This window comes from Pseudoalteromonas sp. SANK 73390 (assembly GCF_054966645.1).
Genome location: NZ_ARPN01000197.1, coordinates 25,701 through 49,511, shown reverse-complemented (window position 1 = coordinate 49,511; position 23,811 = coordinate 25,701). Strand labels below are relative to the sequence as shown.

22 protein-coding genes and 1 pseudogene are annotated in these 23,811 nt (G+C 38.3%); 4 read left to right on the top strand and 19 right to left on the bottom strand.

The window, feature by feature from the left end; translation table 11 throughout:
• Positions 1-294 precede the first annotated feature (294 nt).
• Positions 295-2,331, top strand: a complete 2,037-nt coding sequence (locus tag SANK73390_RS21555; protein WP_462768356.1) for an LruC domain-containing protein — start codon at positions 295-297, stop codon at positions 2,329-2,331.
• Between the two features lie 9 nt (positions 2,332-2,340).
• Entirely contained in the window at positions 2,341-2,826 is a 486-nt protein-coding gene (locus SANK73390_RS21550; protein WP_261592953.1) for a hypothetical protein, read from the top strand.
• A gap of 349 nt (positions 2,827-3,175) precedes the next feature.
• Here SANK73390_RS21550 and SANK73390_RS21545 read toward each other — a convergent pair whose 3' ends face one another.
• The 7 genes and pseudogenes from SANK73390_RS21545 to SANK73390_RS21515 form a co-directional block, all read right to left on the bottom strand.
• The gene (locus SANK73390_RS21545; protein ID WP_462768357.1) at positions 3,176-3,472 is read right to left on the bottom strand and encodes a GNAT family N-acetyltransferase; all 297 of its coding nucleotides are present in this window, start codon (positions 3,470-3,472) and stop codon (positions 3,176-3,178) included.
• Between the two features lie 757 nt (positions 3,473-4,229).
• Positions 4,230-4,454: pseudogene (locus SANK73390_RS21540) on the bottom strand (transposase); the annotation flags it as partial.
• Between the two features lie 240 nt (positions 4,455-4,694).
• The gene (locus SANK73390_RS21535) at positions 4,695-5,615 is read right to left on the bottom strand and encodes an alpha-E domain-containing protein (protein ID WP_462768355.1); all 921 of its coding nucleotides are present in this window, start codon (positions 5,613-5,615) and stop codon (positions 4,695-4,697) included.
• A 1-nt stretch (position 5,616) separates the two neighbouring features.
• Positions 5,617-7,071 carry a circularly permuted type 2 ATP-grasp protein gene (locus SANK73390_RS21530; RefSeq protein WP_462768354.1) on the bottom strand — a complete coding sequence of 485 codons (1,455 nt, stop codon included), beginning with the start codon at positions 7,069-7,071 and terminating at the stop codon, positions 5,617-5,619.
• A 39-nt stretch (positions 7,072-7,110) separates the two neighbouring features.
• The gene (locus SANK73390_RS21525; protein WP_462768353.1) at positions 7,111-8,205 is read right to left on the bottom strand and encodes a zinc-binding metallopeptidase family protein; all 1,095 of its coding nucleotides are present in this window, start codon (positions 8,203-8,205) and stop codon (positions 7,111-7,113) included.
• A 209-nt stretch (positions 8,206-8,414) separates the two neighbouring features.
• Positions 8,415-8,822, bottom strand: a complete 408-nt coding sequence (locus tag SANK73390_RS21520) for a type 2 periplasmic-binding domain-containing protein (RefSeq protein WP_261593867.1) — start codon at positions 8,820-8,822, stop codon at positions 8,415-8,417.
• An 11-nt stretch (positions 8,823-8,833) separates the two neighbouring features.
• A complete protein-coding gene (locus SANK73390_RS21515) occupies positions 8,834-9,907 on the bottom strand; it encodes a porin (protein ID WP_462768352.1) in 1,074 nt (357 codons plus the stop codon).
• 206 nt (positions 9,908-10,113) lie between these two features.
• Between SANK73390_RS21515 and SANK73390_RS21510 the strand changes: the two genes are divergently transcribed.
• Positions 10,114-11,736 carry a methyl-accepting chemotaxis protein gene (locus tag SANK73390_RS21510; protein WP_462768351.1) on the top strand — a complete coding sequence of 541 codons (1,623 nt, stop codon included), beginning with the start codon at positions 10,114-10,116 and terminating at the stop codon, positions 11,734-11,736.
• A gap of 66 nt (positions 11,737-11,802) precedes the next feature.
• On the opposite strand, the gene SANK73390_RS21505 is transcribed toward SANK73390_RS21510, so the two are convergent.
• From SANK73390_RS21505 to ggt, 8 genes are all read right to left on the bottom strand, one after another.
• Entirely contained in the window at positions 11,803-12,012 is a 210-nt protein-coding gene (locus SANK73390_RS21505; protein ID WP_261593871.1) for a cold-shock protein, read from the bottom strand.
• A gap of 1,037 nt (positions 12,013-13,049) precedes the next feature.
• Positions 13,050-13,259 carry a cold-shock protein gene (locus SANK73390_RS21500; protein WP_261627035.1) on the bottom strand — a complete coding sequence of 70 codons (210 nt, stop codon included), beginning with the start codon at positions 13,257-13,259 and terminating at the stop codon, positions 13,050-13,052.
• Positions 13,260-13,550: 291 nt separating this feature from the next.
• Positions 13,551-14,123, bottom strand: a complete 573-nt coding sequence (locus SANK73390_RS21495) for a MiaE family protein (RefSeq protein WP_261593872.1) — start codon at positions 14,121-14,123, stop codon at positions 13,551-13,553.
• Positions 14,124-14,203: 80 nt separating this feature from the next.
• Positions 14,204-14,854 (bottom strand): sulfotransferase, encoded by a 651-nt coding sequence (locus tag SANK73390_RS21490; RefSeq protein ID WP_462768350.1) that lies wholly within the window; start codon positions 14,852-14,854, stop codon positions 14,204-14,206.
• 103 nt (positions 14,855-14,957) lie between these two features.
• On the bottom strand, positions 14,958-15,668 hold the full coding sequence (locus tag SANK73390_RS21485) for an SIMPL domain-containing protein (RefSeq protein WP_462768349.1): 711 nt from the start codon (positions 15,666-15,668) through the stop codon (positions 14,958-14,960).
• Between the two features lie 50 nt (positions 15,669-15,718).
• A complete protein-coding gene (locus tag SANK73390_RS21480) occupies positions 15,719-16,528 on the bottom strand; it encodes an ABC transporter substrate-binding protein (RefSeq protein WP_462768348.1) in 810 nt (269 codons plus the stop codon).
• A gap of 99 nt (positions 16,529-16,627) precedes the next feature.
• Complete coding sequence (locus SANK73390_RS21475) at positions 16,628-18,322, bottom strand: NAD-dependent malic enzyme (RefSeq protein ID WP_462768347.1); 1,695 nt, start codon at positions 18,320-18,322, stop codon at positions 16,628-16,630.
• Positions 18,323-18,497: 175 nt separating this feature from the next.
• On the bottom strand, positions 18,498-20,258 hold the full coding sequence (gene ggt, locus SANK73390_RS21470; RefSeq protein ID WP_462768346.1) for a gamma-glutamyltransferase: 1,761 nt from the start codon (positions 20,256-20,258) through the stop codon (positions 18,498-18,500).
• 81 nt (positions 20,259-20,339) lie between these two features.
• Between ggt and rrtA the strand changes: the two genes are divergently transcribed.
• On the top strand, positions 20,340-20,921 hold the full coding sequence (rrtA, locus tag SANK73390_RS21465; RefSeq protein ID WP_462768345.1) for a rhombosortase: 582 nt from the start codon (positions 20,340-20,342) through the stop codon (positions 20,919-20,921).
• Between the two features lie 58 nt (positions 20,922-20,979).
• On the opposite strand, the gene SANK73390_RS21460 is transcribed toward rrtA, so the two are convergent.
• The 4 genes from SANK73390_RS21460 to SANK73390_RS21445 all read right to left on the bottom strand — a co-directional run bounded on the left by SANK73390_RS21460 (position 20,980) and on the right by SANK73390_RS21445 (position 23,688).
• Positions 20,980-21,282, bottom strand: a complete 303-nt coding sequence (locus SANK73390_RS21460; RefSeq protein ID WP_462768344.1) for a DUF6172 family protein — start codon at positions 21,280-21,282, stop codon at positions 20,980-20,982.
• A gap of 138 nt (positions 21,283-21,420) precedes the next feature.
• The gene (locus SANK73390_RS21455) at positions 21,421-21,882 is read right to left on the bottom strand and encodes a phosphate-starvation-inducible PsiE family protein (protein WP_462768343.1); all 462 of its coding nucleotides are present in this window, start codon (positions 21,880-21,882) and stop codon (positions 21,421-21,423) included.
• Positions 21,883-22,089: 207 nt separating this feature from the next.
• Complete coding sequence (locus SANK73390_RS21450; RefSeq protein ID WP_462768342.1) at positions 22,090-22,704, bottom strand: MarC family protein; 615 nt, start codon at positions 22,702-22,704, stop codon at positions 22,090-22,092.
• A gap of 63 nt (positions 22,705-22,767) precedes the next feature.
• Positions 22,768-23,688, bottom strand: a complete 921-nt coding sequence (locus tag SANK73390_RS21445; protein ID WP_462768341.1) for a LysR family transcriptional regulator — start codon at positions 23,686-23,688, stop codon at positions 22,768-22,770.
• Positions 23,689-23,811 lie beyond the last annotated feature (123 nt).

The window sequence follows — 23,811 nt, the reverse complement described above, 5'->3', positions numbered from 1 at the left end:
CACAGGTTCTGCCTTGCCAAAATACCCGAATGACTGCTGCAAAAACACACAGCAAAGATCAACAGACCCTAATACTGTCAGTCTCCTAACAGCACAATCATTCATACAGCAAGGCTACTTTGTCAGTAGTGCACAAGATTAGGTACAATCGTAGACTTGGCAGTTCCTTTAGCAATTTGCAACGCAAATTAATTCAGCTAACACAGAATAAATTAATTTACATACAAATCAAAAGCTTAAACTTGGCCTTTGTATTGCAGGATTATGCTGTCTATTCACTTTAGGGGTTACAGCATGAAAGCTTACCTATTAAGTTCTGTTCTATGGAGTGTAGCTTCATTTGCCACTCCTTTTGATACCTGTCCATCCAAAGCTTTTTTAATCCAAGGTAATACCGCCACGGTTTATGGCGTTAACTTGGTATCAGGAAGTTACAACACATTAGCAAATGACATGGGGACCAATAATAAAGTTAATGCTGTCGGCTTTAGTGTTCATGATCGCTACCTATATGGCTGGGATTATGAAAGCGGTAATTTGGCCAAAATCGGTAAAGACTATCAACTTGAATCACTTTCCGTAAGCGGATTTGCCAAGACTAGTTTTTATGTTGGTGATGTCTCTGTGCAAACAAATCATTACTATGCATATCGCCGCGGTGCGAGCTTTGGCCTATACAAAGTAAGCCTAGACCCAAGCAACGAAGACTATCTTAATGCAAACCGTGTGGTTGATGGCGCAAAGTTAAATCTGCAAATTTTTGATTTAGCATTTCATCCTGACGAAGATTTTGCTTACTCAGTAGATAAAAACGGTGTATTACATCGCATTGATGTGTTGAATGGCACATCATCCGCTCTAGGCAATACTGGCATTACCGGCACATTTGGTGCCGTATATTTTGATGTTGATGGCAACTTTTACATCAGCCGCAATAGCGATGGCAACGTCTTTTTAATTAACCTTGATAACCCTTCAAACAATCAATTATTTGCTTATGGGCCTGACTCATCTAGCAACGACGGCGCTCGTTGTGCGATAGCTCCCATTATTGATGATTCAGAACCCGCTTATATCGACTTTGGTGATGCACCAAATAGCTATTTAACAAAATTAGCTGATAATGGACCTCGTCATGAAACCGGCGACTTGTTTCTCGGTACTCAAGTTACACCAGAATATCAACCTAAAGACAATGATGAAGATGACGGCATTGATTTCGTGACTGGGTTTGAAATTGGCTTAGATACGCTCATACTCGCCAACTCATCACGTTCTGGGTATTTGAATGCTTGGATTGATTGGGATCAAAGCGGTACTTTTGATAACAATGAACGTGTAGTCCAAGATTACGCCACTTCAACAGGACAAAACCGGTTATTGTTAGCCGTACCTGAAAATGCAGCCGATGGCACAACATGGGCAAGGTTTAGACTATCTGATCAACCAGGTATTTCATTCACAGGGGGTGTGGCTAATGGAGAAGTTGAAGACTATGCCATTACAGTGAGTAATAGCGGTATCGCAACCGTATCAACAGATTGGATGACAATTGCATTTGAGGATTTTTGGCCCGAGCAAGGTGACTATGATTTCAATGATGTAGTCGTAACATACAAGGTACAAATGAGTAAGATTGGTGAGCAACTTAAACGCTATAAAATTGATGGTTCACTCAAAGCAATTGGTGCAAGTCACCGTAATGGTTTTGCATTTAGATTTCAAAATATTGCAGCTTCATCGGTAAATCAAGCTTTAATTCGATACGAAATCAACGGGCAACTGCATACAAACTCACCACTTGAAAACGGTCGCAATGAAGCAATTTTAATTTTATTTGCAGACACCAAGGCAGTAGCCCCTGTGCTGTCTGGGTGTAAGTACTTTAGAACTGAGCGCCACTGTCAATCACAAGAGAGCATTTCATTTTCTATTACTTTACCTTTTAACGAAGCCCAATCACCCAATAACGTTGGTTTTAGCAACCTTGATCCGTTTATCTTTGGCGTAAATGGTTTTGACCATGGCCCACTTGTGAGTGTAGCCAACGCCAGAGGCTGGGAAGTGCATCTAAAAAACCAAGCACCCACTGAAGCATTTGACCCAAGCTATCTAAATCAAGCAGATGATGCCTCATCTAGCAACGGCTTCTATCAAACGAGTAGCGGTTTACCCTTTGCTATAAAGGTTGGTACACAATGGCGCCATCCGATAGAACACACAGATATATTGCAAGCTTATCCACAGTTAGCATCTTTTGCTGAATCTCGTGGCGCAGAAAACACCGCTTGGTTTCTCACCCCCAGTGATGAAAGCTTAGTCAGCTATTAGGAGACGATTATGAAATCACTAACTATCTCAATCATTATGTTATCAACCTTAAGTGCATGCGGTGGTGGCAGTGAACAAGGTCAGAGCCAAGTTCAAAATACCCAAATAAGTAATGAAGCGACAGCACCTTCGAGCGCAGCTCAAGATGACAATAATAGCGAAAATCAAAGCTCAATATCATTAGCTAACTTGAGCATTGCACCTAACTTTAACCTAGAAACAAATGTACAAGTAAATATTCAAGTTGCAAGTAATTTAGTCATGCAACGTGCTTATATCAATGTATGTAAAGCCACCGCTCAAGAGATAAGCTATTCAGATTGCTATTACCAAGGCCCACTTACGCAAGATGGACTAAATACAATGATTGAACTGCCCTATCAAAATATAGAATTGACGGCCGCTATTTGGGTGTATGACCCCCTAACATCTCCGCAAATTTACCAATGGCAGTTTGACACTAATACGGCGTCTCAAATATTTACGATTAAATAAGGTAAATTTATAACTGGTTGACATGCGGTATAACCACCTAGGCTATACCGCTTTAACAACTTACGCTGTTCACTTCATTCTTAAGTAACACAAATAGATAAACCTAAAGAGCTTGTTAAAAGCTACCGCTAATAAAACCCCTAATCCAGTAACACCAAAAAGCCACAACAGCTATTTAAAAAATTTTATAAACAGGGTGATATTTCTATTAGAGATTACGTCGTAATGCACCAATATGTGCTTGCTGTAAGTGACTTTAACAGCCATATGACAGACGAAGTAAAAGGCTTTTTAATTGAAAATAAAATTGACTACTAACGCCGTTAAATAAAACCGTATTACCTATTGACTATGAACCAGCTAATGTGGGTTTAGTCACACTTTTAATCCAATCTATTTGGGAGATTTTATAAATACAATGTTCCCGCAAGCGCTCTGGACTGGGAACATCAGGGAGTAAAAAAGTTTCACCTGTGTTAACCATATTCAGTCTTTGCATAAGGGCGCGTGAAGGATAGTTATCAACAACAAAAAAAGAGAAGATTTCTTTGAGATTTAACTCCTCAAATCCTATTTTCATAGCAGCATTAGCTGCTTCTGTGGCATATCCATACTCCCAATATTGACGCGCAAGTCGCCAATAGATTTCTTAACATGGGGTACATAGTAGTTTCACAGTCGGATGGTATAACCCTACAATTCCAATAAACTCTTTTGACTCAATGAGTTCGACAGCCCAAACTCCCCAACCGTTTTCTTCAATTAACGACTGACATTTTTTAGCAGTAACATCACTTTCCTCACAACTTAAAGTATGAGAAAAAACTTCATTACTTGGGAGTCTGAAGACATTGCGAAAAATGCCTCTAAATCGTCAGGATTCCACTGGCGAAGCCGGAGTCTTTTAGTACTCGTCTCGATAATTTTAGTCATATTGCTAGCTATCCCTGTATTAGAGTCTGAAAGCCTGAAGGACAGTCACTTAAAAAAGCAAACCAAAGCGCCGCCTCGTTCTGCCCGCCTCGTATTATTTGTTGGCCTATCCTACCAAAATGTACTAATAATTAGTCGATTCTGAATGTTAACGTTTTTGTGCTCAGGCTTTTTTGAACTATTTTCACTCAGACCGACCGCAATCCATATCTTTTGTGCTTATTGTATTGACGATGATTTTGACCCGCTGTTGTAAGAAGCTGATATAAAATCCAAACGTAAAACTAGCTATAATTTTATGACAGTTTTATCCCACTCCTGCCAGCACTACATTCAACCTATCACCCAACTTTCCTTTTAATTAAACGATTCAACCCCAAGTGACCATCTTGTTTCATGTGCCTTATGACTGGCTCTATCGCATTGCGTCGCTTGAGTTTTTTCTAGATGGATGGGGTGACTGCGCGCTTTTATTCTGCTACATATACATCGTACCGCGCTGCACTATGTCCTCGATAACCTCTATCTACAAAACAACTATAGGGCCTTTTGTCTGTGACGTTTTCTACTATTCTCAGTGTTTCCCAAAGTGTGTCACCGTCATAAGGGTTGCCATGCACAGCGTGACAGCACACAACAAATTGTTCCTTTAACGTCGTCGTGACACTTGCTTTAACACCAAATTCGTAGGCTTGGCGCTTTTGCCTTTGATTGTGTGATTTAAAAAATTTGCAATTTCAAGATAGTAAGATCGTTTAACCCTTCAAGTAATTCAAAGAATTAAACTGGTTTCAGGGTGGACTAATTAAGATACGACAAAATCGCTTGGTGTTAAGACCATATTTTGTACTAGCTCAGACCTATTCTGATAGTTATCCGTTTTTTAACGGTGTTTTATCAGCTTAGGTTGAGCTAAATTCTTTTCGCAAATACATTTAAAAATATGTTTGAGCAACTTTGTTGTCGATTTCAGCTAGATTTAATTGCACAACATCGATGAAGTCATGTAGCTTATCTTGCAATAATGTTGAGGGGTTAGTGCTTATTAAATATGTCTTTGCATTTCCTATTTCCTCTAAGCACACAGTGTTGTTTGGTAATAAGCTCACAGCATGCTCTATTTGATCAAACGTATGTAATAATGACCGAGGAAATCGTTTATCTAACAATAGAAAATTTAACACATCTTCACGTGTGACGCGCATTCTGACTTGTCGCCTATACATCTGATAAGCCGTCATAGATTTTAGTACACTCATCCATTGAATGTTCTTAAAACTAGTGAGTTCTTCGTCAACGTTTTCCAATAATGAGGCTGAGCGAACATCTATTAAGCGTGTGGACATATCAGCTCGTTCAAGGTTTCTACCTATTTTCATAAAATCATAGGCTTCGTCATGACTCATTGTCCCAGCTAAAAGCCCTACTATTGTTTGATTTGCGAGTATAATTCGCGCTAAAAATGAATATCTCGTACGCCGTGAAAAACCTTCAGCTTGGTTTGTTACAACATCAAGATAGAGGTTGTTTATTTGCTCCCACGCTTCTCGTGGGATAATCTCTTTGACTGTTCGTGCATTTTCTCTAGCGAAGATCAGAGAGCTTACAATAGACCCCATATTTTTTTGGTCAACAAGCATGAACTGTATAACGTTTTCTTCATTTGCTTGTTGGTATTTTTCATAAAATAAATCTCTAGAAGACAAAATATCTATTATTGGCTCCCACCCTAGCTCAACACTACCTGGCAGGTCTAATAATAAGTGCGAATTAACATTAATGACACGTGCTGTATTTTCTGCTCTTTCTAAATATCGGATCATCCAATATATGCTGTTTGCAACCCTTGAAAGCATGTTATTTGTGCTCCATATCAACAATCCAGGTATCTTTACTGCCACCACCTTGCGAAGAGTTAACAACGGTTGACCCTTCAACCAAGGCAACCCGTGTAAGTCCTCCGGGTGTTACATTTATATCTCGACCAGAGAGAATAAAAGGCCTTAAATCTAAGTGCCTAGGTTGGGCCTTGGTGCCAACCATCGTTGGCGCTGTTGATAAAATAAGCATAGGCTGGGCAACATAGTTCCTAGGGTCATCTTTGATGCGTTGTCGAAATTTATCATGTTCAACTTCACTACTATGAGGCCCTATTAACATACCGTAGCCGCCAGACTCATTTGCAGGTTTAACAACCATCTCGGCAATGTGTTCAAGTACATACTCTCGCTCTTTTTCATCAAGGCACTTGTAGGTTGGCACATTGGGGATGAGAGCAGTCTCATTTAAGTAGTATTCTATAATTTGTGGGACATACGCATAAACGACTTTATCATCAGCCACACCAGAACCTGGTGCATTAGCTAATGCAACATTACCTGCCTTCCAAGCGCGCATAATGCCAGGTACGCCAAGCATAGAGTCAGGACTAAAAACCTCAGGGTCTATAAATAAATCATCAATGCGTCGATAAATCACATCAACACGTGCTAAGCCATTAATCGTTCTCATGTAAACGCAATCATCATCTTCTACTACCAAATCAGAGCCTTGAACAAGCTCAGCGCCCATCTGCTGTGCAAGATAGGAGTGTTCAAAATATGCAGAATTATAAATACCAGGGGTTAAAACCACTATTTCGGGGTCATTCACTTCCCTTGGCGACATTTGTACTAACATATCGTACAACTGAGAAGGATAATCATCAACAGGCAATATATTGTACTGTTCAAACATTTCAGGAAGGACTCTTTTCATTACATGTCTATTTTCAAGCATGTATGATACCCCTGAAGGCACTCTTAGATTGTCTTCAAGAACGTAAAATTGGCCATGTTGATCTCTTACTAAATCAGACCCACAGATATGTGCCCAAATTCCATGTTTAGGTTTTACACCCTTGCATTCTTTAAGGAAGTTTTTTGAGTTTTCTAATAAGTGAGCGGGAAAAACACCATCTTTTATAATATTTTGTTCGTTATAAAGGTCATTTATAAACATGTTGAGCGCTTTGACACGCTGTTTTAAACCAAGCTCAACATACTGCCATTCCTTTTTATCAATCAATCGAGGTATCAAATCAAAAGGCCATGCGCGGTCAATTGACCCCTCTTCTTGATGATAAACACGAAATGTAATGCCCATCACATGAATGGCAGTATCAGATGCCACTTTTAACTGTATTAGATCTTTATCAGAGAACGAGCGCAAGTGTTCGCACAGTGCTTGTGCGCAGTATCTCGGTGTATTAGCTTTTTGCAAAAGTTCATCATGGAACTGTGCGACTTTATAACTGCCCCACTTTATACTCATCGAATTTCCTTAATTAAAAGCACAATCATGCTAGCCATATTAATCGCTAGAGGTGTTGTTGAAGTGATTAACAGTATTGTGAATAAAGCGAAGTTTATTTAACGCCGAAACCGAAATTACAAATGGATAAGCATCATCCATTCCCATACTTCGGTTAAGTGCGTTTAATACTCTTGTTAATGAGCACCAATCATTAAATAAGCGAGTAAATCCAGATTCAATATCTGATTCACTTTGCTGAATTTCATATTCAAGCGGGTTATAAATAGTATTATCAGCAATGCCTACACCAAAGTTGTTTGCTGTTTCAAGTGTATCAACCATGTGAAGATAATGAGCCCAAGTTTCTGCCCAATCTTCCCAAGGGTGCATCGAAGCATAGGCGCTTATATATTGGTCCTGCCAATTTTGCACTGGTCCATTTTGATAATAATTTTGCATTTCATTTTGATAACTGAGACGCTCATCACCAAACAAGTTTCTAAACTCAGTGATATGAGGGGTTCTATCAATTAACCTATCCCAATAGTAATGCCCTGACTCGTGCCTAAAATGCCCTATTAATGTCCTATAATTTTCATTCATTTTTTCACGCATTTCTGCTCGAGTAGCGGCATCTGCTTCGTTTAGGTTTATGGTGATCAAACCATTACTATGACCTGTAACAACATATTCTTTTATTGTTAGTTCATTGCCAAAACTATCTTCTACTTGGTCTTGTAAAAATGCAAAGCCAAGTCCGTTATTTATATCTTCGGATCGACTTTTTATCGGTAGTTTGAGTTTAATAACCGTGTATAAAAGCCGTCGTTTTGCTTGCTCCAGCGAAAACCATAATTTAATATTGTTTGAATCATTTAGATTTGGGATAGTTTCAGTAAGCCGACATGATAAACACAACTGATTGCTGTCATGTAATTCAATCATCCAGTTGCAAACTTGATGTTCAACATAGTTTTTACAAGGCCGATAGTACTTTCCATCGAATGCTGATAACCAGCTGTCTCCATCTGTTTTTGTAAATGCGCATAGCTTCTGTGCGTTTGGTAAAAAACCGAGTATTGAATCACATTTGACACATTGAGAGTTTGGAAAGTGTAGTACATTTCCACATTGGCAATAAAAAGTTAGCAACTAATTCATCCTGATTAGTTAAAGAAAAAGAGAGGCCTACAATGCCGCCTGTTTATATTCTGCACTACGACAGTCTAATCTACATTCATAGAGTTTGCTTGAATTAAATTAAAATTATTTGCGACACTAACTTGTGAGTCAGTACTGTGAAAACCTTCAAAAGAAATAACTCGCCAATATTGGCGAGTTATTTCTACATTAAATTAATATTAAAACTCTTTCACAACCTTAACGTCACCTGTAACTGCACTCGATGATACAAAACCAATCGTATCTGGGTTACCTGATACTGTTTGTAACACTTCAGCGTCATTTGACGCTTCTTTTGGTGGTGTGCCTTTACCAGTGAAAATTAGTTTAGACCAGTACGCTTTTAACTGAGCTGATGATTTGTTTAATACTTTACTATTAAACTCTTCAGTGGCAGCACTGCCAGCCTCTTGTCCAATTGGAATGGCTTTATTACCGTTACTAAACGACTTTTCTTTACCAGTAAAAATACGTTTAATGGTTGAGTCATCAAATGAACTTGCATTACTTGGGTGAACAATCACTGCTACACCCGCATATGACTGAGCGCAAAGCAGCATAAATGCTATGTAAATTAAATTTTTCATCGCTTAAGCTCCTAAAATACTACGTCTACGCCAAATGTGAGTGCTTTACTATCGCCTGCAACGGCAAAGTCAAACGAATCATCTTTAACGCGGTCATATTGAATTTTAAATGCAGCCGAAGGATGAAAGTTCCAACGAACACCCACTGCCGTAGTATCATGTTTCTCTGTATCACCCTCGCCATCTTGCTCATAGTTTGAATACATGATGTAAGGGGTGATTTCATCAAAACGGTAGCCAATACTAACCATATATGTGTCAAAGTCGCTGTCTAGCTTTAACTTGTTTAACTCAGTTAATATAAATACATTCCCAAAGTCAGCGTTAACGGCTAAGCCGTAGAATTTACCATCTCTAGAATCTTGGCCATTCCACATCGTTGGCTCACCATTAACAAAACGCTTGTTTGTATAACGCATGTGAGTTAAGCGGATCTCTAACCAATCATGACTTAAATTAACGACACCACCGATAATATCTTCCCAAATCTCCCTTGTAGGTGAGCGAAAGAAGAAATCAGATAGCAGCATATTTTCTTCGTCATCTTCTTTACCAGTGTAAATATTTGTGGACAGTCCCCAATCTCCTATCGAACCGTTATACAGTAAATTTACACCTTCATAGTTAAATATTTGCCATGTGTAGTTATCAGCCGGCGGCCGCATCCATACATATGCATATCCAACATCATAAAAATCTGAGTAGTAAAACAGAGGCAAACGCTTTTTACCTGCTTGCAATGTCCAATTATCATTGATGTCATAAGAGATATAAGCCCATTCAAATTCTGCATCGTAGTCGTTAGCACCACGTGCAACAATTTGTCCTGTAACACTTAGCCCATCACCAAGGTCGCCACTGACCTGTAGCCCAATAAGTGATTCAGGTGAAAAGGAAAAATCCTCCGTATATGTACTTACAATTGGATAGTCAGCAAGAAATGAAGGCTCTATACCATACTGGGGGGCCCCAGTACCACTGAGCACTTTACCGCCATTTATACTTGCAAACCCTGAAATATTTATCTCTGCATGAGCTGTCATCGTTGTGAGAGCAGCAACCAAGAGAGTCGTTTTTAGTTTCATAGATAGCTCCGCCTAATTTATGAGTTATTGGCAGGCTAAGTATAGTTAAACCTCCGAAAAAGAAAGTTTTATTGATAAAAATTAGAATATAGCTAAGCTTACATTTAGGGAAAAGTGCCATTTAGCGATAGCTACCCCCTTCAAGCGGTGGTAAGCAAGGAACAACACAACTTAGGTTGTCACATTGTTATGTTACAAGGTGTTATATGTCGAATTTATTGCATTTTAAAAATATGAGTATTTCAAAAAAAATCCATGCGATAACCATAGTTGCTGTTGCAGCATTTATTGTATTGGTAATGATTAATTATAAGTCTTTATTGGAGAACCAACGCTCATTAGATGAACTAGAAAACCAAACCTATAAATTATTAATTTTAACATCAGAAAATGTCACAGCGATGAAAACTCTGGATGAGACATATACCCAGTCGGTCACATTTGGTGATGCGGAGTTGATCAGTAAAGCGTCGTCAATTCAAAAGAAGTTAGTTGAAAATTTAAAGCAAGTCCCCACACTGAATAGCAACTTCCCTACTGCAACTACTGTAAGAGATTTACAAGCGTATGGCAAAATTGCGAAACAAATTGCATCTAGTATGATCGATGGCACTGCTGATTTTGCAAAGTTACCACAAATAGCAAAGCAAAAAAGTGATTTGTTTGAAGAAGTATTAGAAACACTTAATGATGATAAAAAGCGTGCAAACGAACGCTTTTCAGAGCTGATCAACAATACTAAATCAAATGCAGATGATGCATTGACAATGATGTTTATAGTTGCAGTAGTATCGTTGGCGCTAGTTATTTTGTTAGCAGTTATGATAGCTAGGGGTATTAGCTCATCAGCGGGTGAAGCTGCAAGCAACTTATATTTACTTGCTGAAGGAAAAGGTTCTCTAAGTTCACAACTTACGGTGTCATCAAACGATGAAATTGGCCAAGTATCGAAAAACTTTAATGCGTTTGTAAATTTGCTACGCGGCACTGTCGAAGACGTAATTGCGGTCGTTGAACCATTGATGGAGAACTCAACTCGTTTAGTACAAGGTATGGAGTCTGCCGAACGTGCAACACAACAGCAATCAAGTGATGCTGAAGTTGTAAGAAACTCTATGGAAGAAATGAAACAGAGTGTAGGAGATATTTCACAATCTGCAGCGTCTGCATTCCAAGCTGCTGAACTTGCAGAAAATGCGGTAGATGAAAGCCTCAAACAAATTAATGTTTCAGTTGCTCAATCTCAAGATTTAAGTGAAGAGATAAATAAAGCTGCAGTTACAATTAACAAACTTGCCGATGATACACAAAATGTAACGCAAATTTTGAATGTAATTACTTCGATTGCTGAACAAACGAACCTTCTTGCTTTAAATGCCGCAATAGAAGCCGCAAGAGCGGGCGAACAAGGTCGAGGTTTTGCTGTTGTTGCTGATGAAGTTCGTGAGCTTGCATCAAGAACAGCTAAGTCGACTAATGAAATACGTGAACTTATCAACATTCTTACCGTGGCTGCATCAGATTCTGTTAATGCTATGAATACCGCAAGGGATATGGCTACCAACAATGCTGAAGCGGCTGAAGCTACGGGTAACTCTATTCAGTTAATTTCTGAACAAATTTTGGCTATTAATGGCATGAATTCACAAATTGCAACCGCAACTGAAGAGCAAACCTCTGTAGCTGCTATGGTTGTAGATAATGTATCGAATATGCACAGTTCATTTGAACAGACTATGAAATCATTGGAGCAGGTTGGTGACGTTGCTCAGAACTTACATAAGTTGTCTGACAACCTTTTAGATTCTACTTCGAAGTTTAAGTTGTAAGATAAATTTTAGACATTAAAAAAGGCAGCTTAAGCTGCCTTTTTTGTTTCACTTAATTATTTAAAATTAAAGTGCAACGATGTTCTCTGCTTGAGGACCTTTCTGGCCAGTAGCTAGAGTGAATTCAACGCGTTGACCTTCAGCAAGAGTTTTGAACCCATCGCCTTTGATTGCGCTGAAATGAGCAAATACGTCTGCGCCATTTTCTTGAGCGATAAAACCAAAACCTTTAGATTCATTAAACCACTTAACGGTACCAGTAACTGTGTTAGACATAATATCTATCCTGTAAATTAAAAATTAAAAATGCTGACTATCATCAGAGTCAGACGAAATAGCACAAAAAATAAATGATATTTAAAAACTACAGGACGAGGTACTTATAATAACGCTTCGAAATGGAGTGTATAAAGGTCTTACTTTTAAGCTGTGACAAACTATACAGACTTATTTTTTTAAGTCAATAGCTTTTATTTCTTAAATCTAGAGTTTGTATTTTAAATCAACGCAAAAATTAAATGTCTATCATATTGGTTTAAAATAAGTTTTATAAATAATTAGGCGTGTTGATCTTTGCTGTATGTTTTTATCGCAGTCATTCGGATGTTTCCCCAAGGCAGAACCTGCTTCGCTAGTTATTCTATGTAAGTCAAGTGATAATGTAGAAAAATGCCCGAATGACACTGCCCAAAGGGCTGATGAATCACCACAACCCACATAAGTCACAACTGCTCAGCCTGAAACGACGGAGAATTTGAATTCTTTTCGTTCTCCAATTACAAAGCAAAAATTGACTATACATTCAATTTAGGGTTGCTGATAAAACGCTCAACGAATTAGAATTTAATCATGTCCGTACCTTTTCCAAATTTTTTTGGGCAAAAATTAGGATCTTGTAACAGGCATTAATTTCAGTTTCTTAAGCGATATTTAGATTATTAAAACATGGAGCATTCTAGCTGGCTAAACGACTCATTAACTGCGTTAAAATAACTCTTGCAGAATAACGACATACCAGAAATTTCTCTGGTTACTAAACCTTTGATCTATAGCAATTTTTGCTCATTTATTTAATACAACTTGTATTAATTAGCATTTATAGAAATTTGCTTGCTAATCCCTTTAGCTACAAGATGAATTTAAAAACTTGAACACTTTATGAAAAAGCCTAAGTTAATGGTAATAAGTAATGTAATGGTCATTTAAGCTTTATGGTACTGAGAGGGAGTTATATAAGAATATCGTTCTGAATTTTGAATATTAAAAAAGGCAGCCCATAGCTGCCCTTTTTTGTTTCACTTAATTATTTAAAATTAAAGTGGAACGATGTTCTCTGCTTGAGGACCTTTCTGGCCAGTAGCTAGAGTGAACTCAACGCGTTGACCTTCAGCAAGAGTTTTGAAACCATCGCCTTTGATTGCGCTGAAATGAGCAAATACGTCTGCGCCATTTTCTTGAGCGATAAAACCAAAACCTTTAGATTCATTAAACCACTTAACGGTACCAGTAACTGTGTTAGACATAATATCTATCCTGTAAATTAAAAAAATTAAAATGCTGACTATCATCAGAGTCAGACGGAATAGCACAAAAAATAAATGATATTTAAAAACTACAGGACGAGGTACTTATAATAACGCTTCGAAATGGAGTGTATAAAGGTCTTACTTTTAAGCTGTGTCTAACTATATAGATTTTTAAGAATGAGTCAACTTATTTTTTCAGTTATTTCTGTGGTTTGTTATTTTTTAACCAGTTTGGCGAGTATCTATTCAGTCACATACCAAACTGAGCATTCAAACTAACTTATAATATTAATGTAGTGCTGCGGTAAACGGAATTTCACTGCAGATCTGTGCTTCAGCAATTAATATTTCCTCTAAACGTGCGTCGATAGTTGATTTATCGAAATACTCATAAGCAAGCTCAACAAATAAGTTTTTATGTTTTTCTTCTGACTTTGCAATGGCAACATAAAAGTCCTTTTCTTTTCCCTGTGGCAATGCCTCGGCTACCAAAGAAAAACGTTCATGGCCGCGTGCCTCTATTACTGCAGCAACTAATAAACGGTCAATTAAAAATTCGTCTTTTCCATTTCTAAACAGTGCTCGAATTTTTTTAACGTATGGATCTTTTTGGTCATTCCCTAAAATAATGTCACGTTCAGTGAGAAGCTTAAGCACTTGCTTGAAATGAATCATTTCTTCTATTGCCAAGTCAGCCATGGCTTTAACTAACTTAATTCTATCTGGATAATGACTTAACATAGACATTGCCATACCTGACGCCTTCTTTTCGGCTGCGGCATGATCTTGTAAAAATGTGCCAAAGTCTTCAAGTACTTTATGCGTCCATTCAAATGGAGTGTGGTATTTAAGTTCAAACATGGTGGAGTACTCAGGTCGCTTACGATTACTCGCATTCTATCGTATTCAAGTGTACAGGCAAAGTCTGTGCACTTTGGGCTCTATGATTTTGCTAATTGATTTAGCAGCAAAGCGTCTTTATCAACTTTTCCGCTTCTTGTTGATTCAACTTTTAATGGGTGGCGAATGTTATTCCAAGCAGTTACTTTGCCGCCTTTATTGGTAAAAGGCATTTGCATTGGGTCTGTAACTGTGGTGTTTAAAAAGCAACTTAATTGTTCTAAAGCATCACTTGAGGCAACGTTGAGAGTTAAATTATCAGCCCCCTGTTTTACAAAAAATGCTTCCGCGTCTTGTTTGTGTTTCATATAGCAGCTTTGTAGATAATCAAAATCGCTTGCCAAGCTAGGTGTTAAGTTATTAAACGTATTTAAAAAACAGCGTTTTATAGTGTCATTAAACCCGCCATCATGACGTAATAAATTTATCGCCATACGTGATAAAAGCTGAGATATTGAGGGTAACCAAAGATCTAAGTCTCGCTCTAGATAAATAAAACGACTATTTGGAAAAGCGCTGGCAAGTAGATGATAATCATTAAATACTGGTGTGTCGGCGATTATCTGAGCATCTTGAAATGCCTGTTTGGTATAGGCTGTATGAGCAGTTTTGAAGCCAAAATTTAAACACGCAATGCAAATACTCGTCGTACCAGTTCTAGGTAATCCAACAATAAATATTTTACTACTCATAATACACTGTAAACCCAAATACTTATCAAGGCTAAAGCAACAAGTATACTAAAAGACGAACAATGACGATAGGCACCAAACTGGTGCCCAGTTAAAATGAGGATTACTTAATGAGATAAACAGCGTAAACTTTGGCATCAATCGTAATGGCACCTGTGTTGTACGCTTCTTTATAGTTACCAGACTCTGAGTCCATCATTGTCATTGCTGACGCCTGCCTTAAATAAGGCACCGTTGGTACGCTGAGTGGTGAAAAAGACACTGAATATAGTTTATCGATTTGTACCTCAAATTCAGCAGCTAACTCTTTGGCTGCTGACTTTGCATCTTTTATCGCTTTTAGCTTTAGCTTATTAGTTAATTCGTCATGGTTACTCACGCTAAATTCGGTATTGTTAAATTCTGTTATGCCTGCATCAACAAGCTCTTGAAGCAATTCGGGGTAACTTTGTATTTTTTTTAATGTCAGAGTTAAGCTACGTGTTACTTTAAACCCTTCAAAAACTTCTTCATTAGTATTACGGTTATATCTTGTTTGTCTATAAACATTAAGCTGTTCAGCGTGAATATCATCACTTTTTATGTCAAATCGCTTAGCTAGTTTTATTGCTTTGGCCATAACACCATCAACGTTATTTTTTGCTGTTATTAACTGTTTGTTTTTTTCACTGATAGCAACTCTGATAGTTGCCCTGTCAGGTTGTACTTGTATTTTAGCTAACCCTTGTACATAAAGATGAGGATCATCAGGTAATGATGAAGCGATTGAACTTGCACAAAATAATGACGCTATTAATGAGCTTATAACACGCATAGTGAATTCCTTTGTTAACTGATGATTCTATTGAACCATATTTTTATTAATCACTCCTGAACAAGAAATTCATCTAATAAGGCTTGCCTGATGATGGTGCTTTCTTGTTCAAAGAATAATCCTTCATGTGATTTTACAATATCAGATTGTAGTTTAGGGTCACGCATCGCATCGTCAAATAATTTAATTGCTTGGTGTCCTATTTCTGAGTCAGCACATACTATGTAACCAAAAGTAACTTCTTTTGCACCTGCAATTTTGTGAAACGTTATTTCGCCACTTTGTGATTCGCTTGGATACTCATTTTGAAATACCGGCGCATACTCAATAATTGCATCTACCTTGCCTTGTAAAAGCATTTTTCTTAGTCTAATAGAGCTATTAGCACCTTCGTTTGAGAATATATGATGTTTTTTTTGTGCGAGTATATTATCAACCCCTTCTCCATAGGAGCGACCTTTTGCGATGCCTAGTTGCAAGCCATACTTTGAAATAATGTCTTCAATAGAAAGAGTTTGAGGAAGTGATAGTTCACCGTTTATGATTAATCTATTAGCAGGGAATGCCATCAAAGGGTACTTGCCGTATATGGCTTGGCGTTCTCTTTGAGGTGTTTTAGCTTTATTGTAAAGGCAAGTTGATGGGTGACTATCAAGCTCTCTCCACTCTCTTATTCTACTAGCAGCAATATGATTAAAAATAAGCTTTCCATCTAACTTATTTTGTACTTTGATAAGCAATGTCATTGCTACATCAGTGGGCCCATAGCTTATTGATGTGTCATAGTCAGATGCAAGGTCAATAACCAACGCATGACACTTTACTGTAAACACATAGACAATAAGTATCAGATACTTCATATTTACTCCGAGTGCTTAAATTATGCTTTGCCTCCTTGGTCAAATTTAAGTATAGATATAAAAAAGCCAGCTTTCATTTTTGCTGGCTTCAATGTTTATTTAAATGCTACAACGTTTGTAGTTGCGATACTCTGGTAACCAGTAGTTTCTCTCAATGGCTGCCCATATTGCATCATCTGACATTTCTAGTGCAACCCCCTCCTCCATTGCTTTTTTAGCGACTGCAAAAGCAATTCGCTTGCTCAAAGGTTCAATCTCTACTAGTGCAGGTAATAAACTACCTTTACCAGTATTGGCCCAAGGTGATGACTGAGCTAATGTTTCACTTGAAACCATAAGCATTGCATCTGTAATACTTGTTGCTTTTGATGCAATTACGCCAAGGCCAATGCCAGGGAAAATATAACTGTTGTTGCATTGTGGAATTGGGAATGTAGAGCCGTTAAATTCAACGGGTGCAAACGGACTACCTGTCGCTACAATTGCATGCCCATCAGTCCACTCAATTACATCCTTCGGGTGTGCTTCAACTTGGCGAGATGGATTGCTTAATGGGAAAATTATTGGCCGTTCACAACCATTGTGCATTGCACGAATAACTTGCTCAGTGAATAATCCGGGTTGACCTGACACACCTATCAAAATATCTGGCTTAGCACAGTGCATCACATCAAGTAACGACGCAAAGTCGCCACTATATGACCAGTCACTAAGCGCGTCTTTACTGTGTACTAATGCAGCTTGGAAATCACGTAGGTTTTCCATGCCTTCAGTTAATAAGCCAAAACGATCAACCATGTAAACTTGATTACGCGCTTGCTCATCAGAGATACCTTCAGCAATCATTTGGCTGATAATCTGCTCTGCAATCCCACAACCTGCTGAACCTGCACCTACAAATACAACTTTCTGCTGAGATAGCTTATCACCTTTAACACGACACGCTGCCAATAAGGAGCCTACCGTGACTGAAGCAGTGCCTTGAATATCATCATTAAAGCTACATATTTCATTTCGGTAACGTTTTAGTAATGGCATCGCGTTAGGTTGAGCAAAATCTTCAAATTGTAATAACACTGTAGGCCAACGACGTTTAACTGCGTTTATAAATAGCTCTAAGAATTCGTCATATTCTGTTTGGCTAATTCGCTTGTGTCGAGCTCCCATATACATAGGATCTGCTAGCAGTTTCTCGTTATTGGTTCCCACATCAAGCATTACTGGCAGAGTATAGGCAGGGCTGATTCCACCACATGCAGTGTACAAAGAAAGTTTGCCTATTGGAATGCCCATGCCACCAATACCTTGGTCACCTAAACCTAAAATACGCTCGCCATCAGTTACGACGATAACTTTTACTTTGCCTTTGGTTGCGTTGCGAAGAATATCATCTATTTGGTGACGTTCTTCATAAGAAATAAATAAGCCACGTGAGCTGCGGTAAATATCTGAAAACTTTTCGCAAGCATCACCCACTGTCGGAGTGTAAATAATAGGCATCATTTCTTCTAAATGATCGCGCACTAAACGATAATAAAGCGTTTCGTTATTATCCTGAATAGCGCGAAGATAAATATGCTTGTTTAAATTGTCGTTAAAACTAGAGTATTGCTGATAACAACGTTCAACTTGCTCTTCAATAGTTTCATAACGAGGTGGAAGCAAACCAGCTAAATTAAAACTTTCACGTTCTAGTTGGCTAAAGGCACTGCCTTTGTTTAGTAAAGGCGTTTCTAAAAGATTTGGACCAGAATAAGGGATGTACAAATAGTTTGGATCAGTTTGTTTAGTCATATTTACAAGTTTTGACACATTTTTATAGGCTGAGAGTTCATTATTGCCTAATGTGGTTAAATTTCAATGAAATTCGCGCACATCAGACCAATGCAAAGCCCAGTAATACACTTAAAAGTGCGTAAACTGGGCCGTACATTATAACTTAATCTAGTTTACAAACCTATGGTTATTGTTAGTTTTCGCTTAACACAACCCCTTCTCTTCGAGGATCAGCGCCACCCAATAACTTGCCATTTTTAATCTCAATTGCATGTATTCCGGAGTTCAAGTCTCTTACTTGTACTTTATGGCCTTTTTGTTTGAAGAACGGAACAAAGCTCTCAAGATCAGTACCTTTTTCTAAAGTTGTATAATGATTTCTATTGGTAATGTTGGGTAAATTAATAGCCTCTTGAGGTGTTAATTGCCAATCTAGAACGCCAATAATAGTTTGTGCAACATAATTTATAATACGGCTACCTCCTGGTGAACCTACCACCAAACGCAGGCTACCATCTTGGTTAAATACCATGACCGGTGCCATAGAGCTTCGCGGGCGTTTGTTTGGCTCAACTCTATTAGCTACCCAAAGGCCCTCTTTTTTTGGACTCAAGGAGAAGTCTGTAAGCTGGTTATTTAAAAGGTAGCCATTTACCATAACCGTTGAACCAAATGCCATCTCAATCGAGCTGGTCATGGATACAGCATTACCATCGCTATCTACAATCGATACATGAGAGGTAGAGGGCAGTTCATATCCATCGTCCATTGCATAGGCTAATCCACCTTTTGCTGGGTTACCTACTGGTACATTGTGATTATCTTTGTCGGTAATAAGCGTAGCGCGTTTTGCTAAGTAGTCGCTTTGAAGTAGCTCTGTTGTGGGTATAACCACAAAATCTGGGTCAGCTACATAATGATTTCTATCCGCAAAAGCCAAACGTGAGGCTTGTGTAAATAAATGCAAACTTTTTGGGTCGTTTGCCCTGTACTGACTCAGATTTTTTCCTTCCAATAGTTTTAAAATTTGTAATACCGCAATACCACCACTACTTGGCGGTGCCATCGAGCAAACTTTATTCTTATGATAGTCAATACAAATTGCATCACGTTGTTTACTCTTATAATTTGCTAAATCTGATTGAGTTAGTTTGCCAGGCGCTATTGAAGAGTTTTGAACTGCTTCAGCTATTGCTTTTGCATTTTCACCTTGATAAAACGCGTTAATGCCATGTTGTGCTACTTGCGTATACAGTCGGGCTAAATCAGGGTTTTTCTTAATTGTACCAACTTTCAAGGGTACTCCACCTGGGTAGAAGTACTCTTTTGCAGGGGATAATTTCTCAAGCCCTGGATTAAAGCGCTTATGAAGAAGCATATTAAGTCGTTTAGACACAATAAATCCTTCACTCGCTAACTTGATTGCCGGTTGAAACAGCTCTTGCCAAGGTAGTGTGCCGTATTTATCATGCGCTTGTTTAAATGCATGCAAAATGCCCGGTACGCCTACCGAACGTCCGCCTACTACCGCGTCTATCCAGCGTACAGGTTTACCCTGCTCATTTAAAAACAGCGTATGATCTGCATCACTTGGTGCGACCTCTCTACCATCAAAGGTGACCAACTGATTCAACTTCTTATCAAAAAATAAGATAAAAGCTCCCCCGCCTATTCCCGAAGACTGTGGTTCAACCAAAGTTAACACTAATTGAGTCGCTATTGCCGCATCAATGGCGCTGCCGCCTTGTGCTAGCATATTTTGTCCAGCTTTTGACGCATAAGGATTTGCAGCCGCTACCATAAACTTTTCACTAACAACTTGTTGCTTTTGTTGTAACCCTGTTGCGGCTTCTGGCTCTCTGGTTTCGCGCTTTTGCGATGTTTCAACTGCACTTTGGTTCAAAGTACAGCCGCTGAATAGTAAAACTCCCATCAGTGGATAGGCATATTTCATAATATTCACTTTTATCTGTTCAAATCATTGGCATGATAAAAGCAAAGAGGCACAATATGCAAAAAATAATGTATAGATAATATGATTGATTTACCTCTACAAAAACAATATTTAGCTCCGCCGTTGATACTAATCTCACTATGCAGCTTATTAATGCTAATAAATGCAAACCCTTGGCTTGAATTTGATCGCAGTGTTGTGCAACAGCAATGGTGGCGAGTTTTCACAGGTCAATTTATGCATAGTAACTGGACCCACCTAGCACTAAATGCTTTAGGCGTGATATTTATTTGGTTATTGCATGGCGAACATCGCAGTGTAAAAGAATATATTGCGCATATTTTGTTTTTAGCTTTATGGACCGGTATTGGAATTTGGCTAATGTGTCCAGATATCATAATTTATACGGGCTTAAGTGGCTTATTGCATGGTGTGATTGTTTGGGGTGCGCTTAAGGATATTCAAGTAGGTATGCGCTCTGGGGTACTTCTATTCATTGGTATTTGGGTAAAACTGGTATGGGAGCAAATACAAGGGCCAAGTGTTGAGGTGGGTGAACTGATTAACTCTCGGGTTGCGATAGAAGCGCATTTAATAGGGGCTATTGGAGGGCTTGCTTTATCGTTTACTTTATTATTTAAGCGGCATAAAAATATCACTTAAAAATCAAATTTGCAGGAGTACACTCAAATGTACCCCTGCTTGAACATAAGAGTAAATGCTACTCTAAGTCTTCATCAATCGATGACGTTCGAACGCCGGGCTTAGCTAAAATTTCTAAATAAAATGATTCAAGTTCTGCTTTTACAGCTTCATCAATGCATTTATTAATTTCTTTCGTTGCTATCACGTCTGCTTGTGATTCAGTTGCGCCAAAACGACAATCAAAGTCCCAATAGTCAGCGCCAACAGGTAAAGTTTTGTTGCGTTCACGACGAAGGTATTTTTTAACTTCGTGTTTTATTGCATCGACTAAACGTGCAGGCTTAAGCTTTGGATGTGTTAAGGCAAAAGTCTTTTTCATGATTTTCTCAATGTAATAGCTGCATTTGTTATCGGACAAAAGCAGTAGTTAGAGGGGGAATTACTGCATATGATAGCCGATTTCTTATTAACGAGCGACAAAAACATAGATTACATAGAATTATGTAAAAACATCAGGCTATTTCTTAGCAACAAGCCAGTAGGATAAACCAAGCGCAAACACAACTCCAGCTATGCCAAATACATATTCAGGTGATGTTGTATCAAAATCAAGTATGATCACCTTTCTTGCAATCGCCATTAAGGCTGTTGCAATCACCAGTTGTAATGGCAAAATAGAGGTACCCAAATACAGCCTGATGTTAATAAATATTTCAACAGCTATCAAAACGACCATGAATGCCCCAAACACTTGGAATAAGTCGCTAACACTTAGCAAAAACATTGGTGGAGCCATCAGCTTTTGATAGATTACGAATATAACATCAGCAACCCCCCACAATATGATTAACACCATTAGTAAAGCCAATGCTTTAATGGCGATACGAATGATAACATGCAGTGTACTAATAAACGGGTCATCATGCTCTTGAGGTAGCTCTTCATGCACAAGTGAGCTAAGCTTTTTATCTTCTTTCATGTGTTATTTGTTACCCTACTTAAGTTTAGTAAAAAGTATAAAAAACATTCGTGTAGAAGCTCAATAGACTTTATATGTTATATTTTACTATAGCCTAAACAGGGCTCAGATAGAAGAAATACCGCTTTGATAGGTTTTATGATTAAGCTAGATTAATGGCATAAATAAATATTAAGCATTTACACCTATAAATTTTAATTTGATCGCTTATGCCAAATTAAAAAATGCTTTTATACCAGTCAATATGTGTGTTACTGCCAGTGATGCAACGATGATCCCCATAACGCGGCTGATCACTGCTGCGCCTTGTGGACCAATTTTCTTAGAAAAAAACAATGAAATAAGCATGAGCGCTAAAGTCATACCTAACACCACAAGCATGCTTAATGTAGTCACTAACTGTTCTTGAATATTAAAGCGGTCTTTTTCTGTTAAAATAACGGCAGCAAGCATTGCTCCGGGGCTTGCGATTGATGGAATAGCTAACGGAAATACCGATGAATGAGAATGCCCTTGCAGCGATTTTAGCTCAGACTCAGGTTTTGCATCGCCAAATACCATTGTTAAAGCAAAAATGAATAAGATGCTGCCCCCTGCAATTTGAAATGCCGACAAAGGAATTGCAGAAGCCGTAAGAATAAGCTCACCGCCAATTACAAAAAAGACTAATACAACTGCCGATATAAGCGTGGCTTGAATAGCCATAAAAACCTTTTCTCGTTGACGAAGGTGAGCTGATACAGCTAGAAAAATTGGGATAGTACCTACTGGGTCTATTGCCGCAAAAAAGAAGATGATGTTCTGTAAAAAAGGGCTATCCATTATACTTCCTACTCTGGTACTAATTATTTTTTGAATACCTGAATTAACACTATATGAACTTATCTAATTTAGCGAATTTAGTTCTTCGTCAATTAGTTGCTCACTTAATAAGTCAATAAAGCACCTTACTTTAGGTGATAAGTGTTTTTTGCTGGGATAAATTGCGTAAACATGAACCTGAGGCTGTGGAAACTGCTCAAACAACACATGTAACTCACCTGCACTTAAAGCATCGGTAATGTAAAATTCAGGCAAGCGACATATACCCAATCCAGATTGTGCCATACTAGCTTGCATATTACCGTTGTTCGATTTGATCTTTTCCCTTACATTAACAATAAATTGCTTGCCTTTCACATCAATAAATTCCCAACGATCTGGTGCTTTTAGGTTTGAATAACAGATACAATCATGATTGACCAACTCCTTAGGGTGATGTGGACGTCCATGGCGTTCAATATAATCAGTCGAGGCAACAATATGAGTAGAACAAGAAAAAAGTCGTTTACATATTAAACTAGACTCTTCAAGTACTGGAGCTGCTCGCACAACTAAATCAAACCCATCACCAATTACGTCAATTCGCTTGTCACTAAAGTCTAAATTGAGTTTTACGTTTGGGTAACGTTTTAAATATTGCTCAATCACTGGCTGAATGTAGCTTTGACTTATACCTAGTGGACAGCTCAGCTTCAATTCACCTTTTGGTTCATTATCATTGTGAGTTAGTAGCGCAAATGCATCACTTGCATCGTTTACAAGTTGTAAGCAATAACTGTAATACAACTCCCCTTCTGGGGTCAGCGCAATGGATCTTGTAGTACGGTTTAACAGCCTAACGCCTAAACGGGCCTCTAGCTTGTTCACCTCTTTGCTCACATGAGAGTTTGAAAACCCTAAAACTTGAGCAGCAGCTGCAAAGCTACCGCTTTTAATCACTTGGGTAAAAATAAGCACGCCATCAAAAATTTTATTATTAGTCATATGGAAACAGTATCTTTACTTTTCACCTATTAATTAATATTGAATCCTAATCTATACTGCTATGCAACAAATAAATACAGCGAGTTGGTTTGTTTGAGTAACAACACAACTTGCCATCGATTC

Bases quoted from the DNA above. Each gene is read 5' to 3' on its own strand.
- SANK73390_RS21495 (WP_261593872.1), bottom strand. From the start codon at position 14,123: ATGTTTGAACTTAAATACCACACTCCATTTGAATGGACGCATAAAGTA.
- ggt (WP_462768346.1), bottom strand. From the start codon at position 20,258: ATGAAATATGCCTATCCACTGATGGGAGTTTTACTATTCAGCGGCTGT.
- SANK73390_RS21555 (WP_462768356.1), top strand. From the start codon at position 295: ATGAAAGCTTACCTATTAAGTTCTGTTCTATGGAGTGTAGCTTCATTT.
- SANK73390_RS21450 (WP_462768342.1), bottom strand. From the start codon at position 22,704: ATGGATAGCCCTTTTTTACAGAACATCATCTTCTTTTTTGCGGCAATA.
- SANK73390_RS21520 (WP_261593867.1), bottom strand. From the start codon at position 8,822: ATGAAAAATTTAATTTACATAGCATTTATGCTGCTTTGCGCTCAGTCA.
- SANK73390_RS21485 (WP_462768349.1), bottom strand. From the start codon at position 15,668: ATGCGTGTTATAAGCTCATTAATAGCGTCATTATTTTGTGCAAGTTCA.
- SANK73390_RS21490 (WP_462768350.1), bottom strand. From the start codon at position 14,854: ATGAGTAGTAAAATATTTATTGTTGGATTACCTAGAACTGGTACGACG.
- SANK73390_RS21535 (WP_462768355.1), bottom strand. From the start codon at position 5,615: ATGCTTTCAAGGGTTGCAAACAGCATATATTGGATGATCCGATATTTA.
- SANK73390_RS21500 (WP_261627035.1), bottom strand. From the start codon at position 13,259: ATGTCTAACACAGTTACTGGTACCGTTAAGTGGTTTAATGAATCTAAA.
- SANK73390_RS21445 (WP_462768341.1), bottom strand. From the start codon at position 23,688: ATGACTAATAATAAAATTTTTGATGGCGTGCTTATTTTTACCCAAGTG.
- rrtA (WP_462768345.1), top strand. From the start codon at position 20,340: ATGATTGATTTACCTCTACAAAAACAATATTTAGCTCCGCCGTTGATA.
- SANK73390_RS21480 (WP_462768348.1), bottom strand. From the start codon at position 16,528: ATGAAGTATCTGATACTTATTGTCTATGTGTTTACAGTAAAGTGTCAT.
- SANK73390_RS21505 (WP_261593871.1), bottom strand. From the start codon at position 12,012: ATGTCTAACACAGTTACTGGTACCGTTAAGTGGTTTAATGAATCTAAA.
- SANK73390_RS21510 (WP_462768351.1), top strand. From the start codon at position 10,114: ATGTCGAATTTATTGCATTTTAAAAATATGAGTATTTCAAAAAAAATC.
- SANK73390_RS21515 (WP_462768352.1), bottom strand. From the start codon at position 9,907: ATGAAACTAAAAACGACTCTCTTGGTTGCTGCTCTCACAACGATGACA.
- SANK73390_RS21550 (WP_261592953.1), top strand. From the start codon at position 2,341: ATGAAATCACTAACTATCTCAATCATTATGTTATCAACCTTAAGTGCA.
- SANK73390_RS21460 (WP_462768344.1), bottom strand. From the start codon at position 21,282: ATGAAAAAGACTTTTGCCTTAACACATCCAAAGCTTAAGCCTGCACGT.
- SANK73390_RS21530 (WP_462768354.1), bottom strand. From the start codon at position 7,071: ATGAGTATAAAGTGGGGCAGTTATAAAGTCGCACAGTTCCATGATGAA.
- SANK73390_RS21475 (WP_462768347.1), bottom strand. From the start codon at position 18,322: ATGACTAAACAAACTGATCCAAACTATTTGTACATCCCTTATTCTGGT.
- SANK73390_RS21455 (WP_462768343.1), bottom strand. From the start codon at position 21,882: ATGAAAGAAGATAAAAAGCTTAGCTCACTTGTGCATGAAGAGCTACCT.